Here is a 6,696-nt window from a genome sequence, read left to right as displayed (position 1 = left end):
GCGTCGACACCACCCCGCCCCAGGGCGGCACAGCGTCCAGCGACGTCACCGACACCCGCGGACGCAAGGTCGAGCAGCGCCAGTACAAGGGCGGCACGCCTCAGGGTGCGTTCGACGCCACCGGCTATGCCTACAACACCAACGGCAAGCTGCAGCGGATTACTGATCCGGCCGGCAATGCCTGGACGTACGACTACGACCTTCACGGCCGTCAGATCAAGGCGGTGGACCCGGACAAGGGCACGTCGACGGTCACCTACGACGCTGCAGACCGCCCCGTGTCCACGGTGGACGCTCGTGGCACCCTGGTCTTCACCAGCTACGACATCCTCGGCCGCCCGATTTCCCGCAACCTGAACGCGGTGGACGGCACCAAGCTGGCCACCTACGACTACGACACCCTCCTGCCCGGCCAGCCGACCGCTACCACCAGCTGGGTGGACGGCAAGGCCTGGCGTCAGGAGACCACCGGCTACGACATCGGCTACCGGTCCACCGGGACCAAGCTGACCGTACCCGCGGGTGAAGGAGCCCTCACCGGCACCTACTCCTCGTCCACGGATTTCGACCCGATCAGCGGGGCCGAGACCACCACCGAGGTACCGGCGGCCGGCGGTCTGCCCGCAGAGAGTCTCTCCACTGGCCGCAACGTCAACGGCCTTCCGCTCTCCTACGGTTCGAGCACCACTGACTACGTCAACTGGACCAACTACAACGAGTACGGTCAGGTCCAGCGCACGACCTTCGGCGACGACCCGAAGCAAGTCGTCGCCACCAACATCCAGGACCCGGCCACCGGGCGGCTCCTGAGCACCGAGCTAGGCAAGCAGGACCAAAGCACCCCGGTCGACACCACCAGCTACACCTACTCACCGGCCGGCGACGTCACCTCGGTCACCAGCACCCAGGGCGCCGCCCGCGACACCCAGTGCTTCGCCTACGACTACTTGGGTCGCCTGACCGAAGCCTGGACCGACACCGGCACCACCACGACCAAGCCCGGCCCGAGCGTGCCCGGTATCGGAGGCTGCACCAGCACCACCCCTCAAACCGGCAAGATCGGCGGCTCGGCTCCCTACTGGCAGTCGTTCACCTACGACATCACCGGCAACCGCAAGACCCTGACCGAACACGACCCCGCAGGGGACGCGGCCAAAACCAGCACCACCACCAACACTTACCCGGCGCCGGGCTCCCCGCGCCCCCACACCCCGACGTCCACGACGAAGCAGACCGGCACCGGCACGCCCGTCTCCAAGAACCTCACTTACGACAACACCGGCAACACCTTGACCCGCCCCGACACCGCCGGAGCTACCCAGACCCTGACGTGGACGTCCGAAGGCAAGCTCGCCTCGGCCACCACCACGGCGGGCACCTCCACCTACGTCTACGACGCTGCGGGCAACAGGCTGGCCCGCAGGGACCCGGGGAAGACCACGCTGTACATCGGTTCGGCCGAGCTCACCCGCGACACGGCAACCGACAAGGTCACCGGCACCCGCTACTACGCGACGCCGGGCGGCACCACGATCATCCGGACCTCGACCGGCAAGGTCTCCTACGTAGCTGCCGACCACCACAACACCGGCACCACCGCCATCGACGCGGCCACTCTCCTGACCCAGCGGCGCGCTACCAAGCCGTTCGGCGAGGACCGCGGCACCAAGCCGGCCGCATGGCCCGGCGAACGAGGCTTCGTCGGCGGCACCCAGGACAAGACCACCGGCCTCACCCACCTCGGAGCCCGCGAATACGATCCGAGCCAAGGCCGCTTCCTGTCGGTAGACCCGCTGATGGTGGTCGACGACCCCCGCCAGCACAACGCCTACCAGTACGCCAACAACAGCCCCCTCACCAATTCGGACCCCACCGGCCTCAAACTGGACGACGGCACCGGCCACGGCGAAAAGGCCGACGGCAGCTCCCCCACCAACCCGCTCACCCCGGGCGGCAAGGCGCCGGACGGCAGCAGCGGCGACAGGAGCGGCGGCAACGGCGGTGGCACTCGCGGTGGACATCGTGGCGGTGCGCTCAAGGGTGATCTCTCGTCAGACGGGAGCAGACTCTACTGCGATGGTTGCACCTCACCGCTGCCGCAGCTTCCCAAGGGTGTTGCAGTTCCCGACGGTGGGAAGGACATCAGGTGGTCCGAGACGGTGACGCTTTATGAGAGCGACTACGAAGACCTGGATACCAGTGCGCTCTACACCTTTGGTAGCTACAATGAGCCTTACTCTCTCACGTATACGTACACCCTCGGTTCCCAGTTCACGACGACAGATCAATATGCCAAGACCTACGGTGCCAACATCAGTGTGACTACTGGATTCAAGGCGAAGTTTCCTCGACTCGCTGAGGGTAAAATCGACGTCACGGTCGGACTCAATGGCTCGTGGGCCTGGACCGACAGTACAATGGAGATGAAATCCGACACTCAGGCCATCCAGACCTCGTGGAACGTTAAAAAGGGTGACCGCACGGGCTTGTCCCCGGCCGGTGTGATGACGATGTATCACACGACTTATCGTCACGGCGACGGTCGCCTCACGACCAAAACGTGGGGGACGTTCAACGTGACTATGTGGAAGCCTGTGACCTACGCGGAGATTCCGTCGAACAGGATCGCGCTCAACGCAACGCCGATGAAGGTAGGGGGATCAGTCTCATGATGCGGAGGCTTGTCCCCCTCGCCTCGGTGCCCATTGCGTTGGGATTCCTCCTCGGATGCAGCGTCAAGGAACCAGCTCGGGTTCCTGCCGGGTCCTCCCCGAGGGTTGCGGCCTCAGTCCGCCCTACGGTGGACCGGAAAGCCGAAGTGAAGGCCAGCATCCTTGCCAAGGCCACGGCTGTGGGAGAGGCTCCAACCGAGGCAGGTGTCTCCGAAGTCCTCTATGGCCAGGGGTATATGACATTTCTTTGGGAAACGCCCAGGGGTCATCTCTGCCTAGCCCAGGCACCTGATTCCGGTGCGTCTGATGTGCGCATGTGTGGCGATCCGACCGGAGCTTTGCCGAAGCCTGGCTCGGTCGTGACGCCGGTGTTCGGACCGGGGACGGCTCCCGAGGGCTGGATGGTCGTCCTCTTCGTTGAGCACTCGCACCGGGTGGCATCCGTCCGGTTCAGAGACGCAGAGGTGGATTGGAAGCTCGTCAGGACGCTGGCACCTGGGTCGACGGGACGGGACGTGTACTACGTACCGTTGCCCGACGCTCCCACGGGTGATCTCGACGTTACTTTCGAGGTCGCCGGTCAGCAGGCAACGGAACGGCTCCACCTCGAGTAGCAGTTTGGAAACGAGGAGAAGGCGGCGGGGACCTTCGGGCCCCCGTCGCCTTCCTGCGGCAGACTCCTAAGCGGGCAGATCGGCAAGCAGGACCAGGCCGCCCCGGCGAATGCGGCTTCGTAGGCGGCACCCAGGACAAGACCACCGGCCTCACCCACCTCGGAGCCGGCGAATACGATTCGAGCCAGGGCCGCTTCCTGTCGGTAGACCCGCTGATGATGGTCGACCACCCCCGCCGGCACAACGCCTGCCAGTACGCCAACAACAGTCCCCTCACCAATTCGGACCCCACCGGCCTGAAACTGGATGACGGCACCGGCCACGGCGAAAAGGCCGACGGCAGCTCCCCCACCAACCCGCTCACCCCGGGCGGCAAGGCGCCGGACGGCAGCAGCGGCGACAGGAGCGGCGGCAACGGAACCGTCACTTCCCAAGTGAGGAACTGCTGGACAGCCTTGTTCGCGTGCAAGCCGAACCCGTGGGGACTGTCAGGCGGCCAGCTCTACCCCCCGGGTTGGCTTGGACAGGGACAGCGGCCCCGTCCGTCCATGGACGAAGCCCGGATCTGGCGGCGACACTGGCGCAGAAGTACTACGGCATAAAGATGAGCAAAGGGGAGGTAAGGGTCAAACCTGCCATCAGTGATACCACCGGAATCCAACTGGCCGCAGCCAACATGCGTGACCTAAAAGACGGTTATTCGATCACCGATGCTCAGATATATGTAGCGTATGCGGGTGACGAGGGGGAGATTCGGCAGTGGCTGGCAGGGAATAGGCGTAGGGCTCCGCTGATGTTTCCCCGCGAAGTTGAGTACGGTAAGAGGTTGGCTCAAGGAAATGCGTTCTGGGGGGGACTGAAAATGAAGCTGCGTCATTTTGCTGTGGGCTTGATCCTGCTCGTGATTGGGGGGATCGCCTTCGTCGTGTGGCGGACGCTGCCCGGGACGTCGGAGGTGGGTAAGGAGGCCCGTGGGCAAGTGGTATCCGGGGTCAAGGTGATGCAGGAAATAGACACCACCAACCCTGCTGGGCAGCCTGTCTACGAGATCAGTTATATAGTTCTGGATGTCGGCGTGCCCTCTGGGCAAGGAGTCCGACAACAGACGGATCGGATGCGGTCGCTCGGTTGGGATGTCGATGAGGAGGGGCCGGCCAACTTCAGTGCCGATAATTCCCGCCTGAATGGAGTGGCCACCTTCACGCTCCTCCGCGATTATCTCGCCGAGCCGAATCCGGGTCCCAGTGAGGTCGAGACCGCGAAGAAGCTGCGGGAACGGTTCGGTGAAGGTGATGATCTCATCCTCGTCATTCTTCGGCCGTTGGATCCGAGTAAATGAGAGGCGCCCTGCCGGTTCAACCACTGGTCGGTTCATCGGAGGCTCCCGCTGAATAGCTGCGGATGCTGGGTCAAATAGACCGGCCGTTGGTCCAAGGTGGGGCAGGATGGTGTCTTCGCCCCACCTCCCATGAGTCTGGAGAGATGAGATGCGCGGTCGTCGAATATTCGTCCTGGTAGCCGTCCTGCTGCTTTCGGCATGTGGCGGTGAGGGAGAACGAAGCACGGTCGAGATGGAAAGCATCGTCGGCGAGTGGACCACAGGATCCGGGACTCGCCTGGTCTTCGGGGCGGACCATGCGTTCACTTCCGAGGCGCTGCACCTTGATCCCTCACTTGCTCCGGGCTGTCCGAATAGCTCAGCGCGCGGGAAATGGGGATTCTATGTGGACGAAGGAAGCCCCGGAGGCTTGGTGGCCATGTCTCCGGATGCGAGGTCGGGGGATACCATCGGAGTCACCTTCAATGATATCCCCCAAGGTGACTGCGTGATCGATCTCAGCGTACTTAAGGATGGTTCGTCCCTCTGCGTCTCGATCGACTTCGATGAGGTGTGCTCCTTCAGCGACAGGTTCGCCCGTGTCGAGGCGACGCTTACTCCCTGACCAGGACCGACCGAGAAACCGACGGTGAACCGTTCTGGGTTCGGTAGAGACGTCGGACGATCGACACGCCGGGCAAGCTGACCTACGGGTGGCTTGCCCGGTTATGCGGCCCAGATGATGCCGAGTTCGGCGAGTTGTGTGAGCTGAGCCGGGCAGAGGGGTAATCCGCGGCACTTCGTAGGCGCCCCGCAGGCGCCCCGCGTAGTGCCGTGAATCGCCCGGATCTGCTCGGTGAGGGCCGCCTCGGCCTCCGCCCGGCCCCCGACGGGGCGGCTCTGCCAGGCGCCAGCGGTAAAAGCCCGAACGGGAAACCCGCAGGATTCTGCACAGCCACTGGCGGCCGTACTCCACATGGTGGTCGGAGATGAACAGCCGGGCGGCCGGCCCGCGCTGCAAGGGTCAGCCGGTCAGGAAGCGGGTGCGGAGGCGGGTCTTCGTGGATGGGGTGATGCCTACCGCGTCCGTGAGGTAGCCCTCGGGCGAGCCGTGGCGGGTGGTGAGGTCCGCGAGGGTCAGGCGGAGGATTTCGGCGGGGGCGCGGCCGTACGCCGGCCAGCGCATGGTGCGCCCCGGGTTGGCGGTGTGCCAGTCGGCCGTCAAGCGGTCCGTCGCCAGTTCCGTCAGGGCGAAGTCCGCGAGGATCTGCTCGTCGTCGACGCCGAGGAGGGTCAGGACGAGCGCGGCGATCAGGCCGGTGCGGTCCTTGCCCGAGGTGCAGTGGAAGACGGCCGGGCCCGGGCCCTCGGCGAGCAGTTCGATGGCCTGGCGGATCTCCTCGGCGCCGTCTTCGGCGACCTCCGCGAAGCGGTCCGCGAGGAAGCGCCACGGGTCGAGGTCCGGGTCGATCTCGGCCTGGTCGTAGGGCCGGTGTTCGATGCTGAGGTTGGCGTACGTGAACCTCTCGGGCTCGGGTATCCGGCCCTTGGCCTCGATCTCCCACGGGTAGCGCAGGTCGATGACCGTGCGGACGCCGAGCTCCAGGAAGCGGTCCCAGTCGGCGCCGCTCAGCTTGCCGAGCGAGTCCGCGCGGTAGAGGGCTCCCCACGCGACGGTGGCGCCGTCGGCCGTGCGGTAGCCGCCGAGGTCACGGAAGTTGTGCAGCCGCTCGAACTCGATGTGGCGGGTGGTGGTCGTGGTCATGTCTCCCCTTGCTGCCGAAGCGATGTCGAAGTGATGGAGTTCTGGGGTCTGGAGTACTGAACGTTCGGCGTGGCGGTGATCATTCCGCGATCCCGGCTACGCCCGTCCGCGCGGCGGTCGTTCGCCGTCCATGGCTCCTCGGGCTGCACCCCACCTCGGAGTTCCCCGCCGCCTTCCTCGACGACCTCGCGCCCGGGACCCTGCGCGGGCTCCACACCGCCGGACTGCTGGAGCCGGCCGGACCCGACCGGTTCCGGATGAACGGCGTGCTGCACGGCTACGCCCAGACCCTGGCCGCCACCGCCACCGCCGCTGCCGGGCTGACCC

At 65.4% G+C, this 6,696-nt stretch carries 5 protein-coding genes; 4 read left to right on the top strand and 1 reads right to left on the bottom strand.

Translation table 11 applies throughout. The annotated features are described in order from the left end of the window. From J7F03_RS37725 to J7F03_RS37710, 4 genes are all read left to right on the top strand, one after another. Positions 1–2,672, top strand: a 2,672-nt coding sequence (locus tag J7F03_RS37725) for an RHS repeat-associated core domain-containing protein (protein WP_285440547.1), incomplete at its 5' end; no start/stop codon positions are given. A 146-nt stretch (positions 2,673–2,818) separates the two neighbouring features. Continuing rightward, positions 2,819–3,286: a hypothetical protein gene (locus J7F03_RS37720; protein WP_214957632.1), complete on the top strand. Its 468-nt coding sequence runs from the start codon at positions 2,819–2,821 to the stop codon at positions 3,284–3,286. Positions 3,287–3,339: 53 nt separating this feature from the next. Continuing rightward, entirely contained in the window at positions 3,340–3,888 is a 549-nt protein-coding gene (locus J7F03_RS37715) for an RHS repeat-associated core domain-containing protein (RefSeq protein ID WP_214957647.1), read from the top strand. Between the two features lie 2 nt (positions 3,889–3,890). After that, on the top strand, positions 3,891–4,625 hold the full coding sequence (locus J7F03_RS37710) for a hypothetical protein (RefSeq protein ID WP_214957631.1): 735 nt from the start codon (positions 3,891–3,893) through the stop codon (positions 4,623–4,625). Positions 4,626–5,628: 1,003 nt separating this feature from the next. Here the strand turns inward: J7F03_RS37710 and J7F03_RS37705 are convergent. After that, complete coding sequence (locus tag J7F03_RS37705; RefSeq protein ID WP_214957629.1) at positions 5,629–6,369, bottom strand: tyrosine-protein phosphatase; 741 nt, start codon at positions 6,367–6,369, stop codon at positions 5,629–5,631. Between the last annotated feature and the right edge of the window lie 327 nt (positions 6,370–6,696).

Source organism: Streptomyces sp. ISL-43 (genome assembly GCF_018614195.1).
In the GTDB taxonomy this organism is placed as follows: domain Bacteria; phylum Actinomycetota; class Actinomycetes; order Streptomycetales; family Streptomycetaceae; genus Streptomyces.
Note: the sequence above shows the minus strand (reverse complement) of the source record. Positions and strands in the feature narration are given on the sequence as shown.

Bases quoted from the DNA above. Each gene is read 5' to 3' on its own strand.
- J7F03_RS37710 (WP_214957631.1), top strand. From the start codon at position 3,891: ATGAGCAAAGGGGAGGTAAGGGTCAAACCTGCCATCAGTGATACCACC.
- J7F03_RS37705 (WP_214957629.1), bottom strand. From the start codon at position 6,369: ATGACCACGACCACCACCCGCCACATCGAGTTCGAGCGGCTGCACAAC.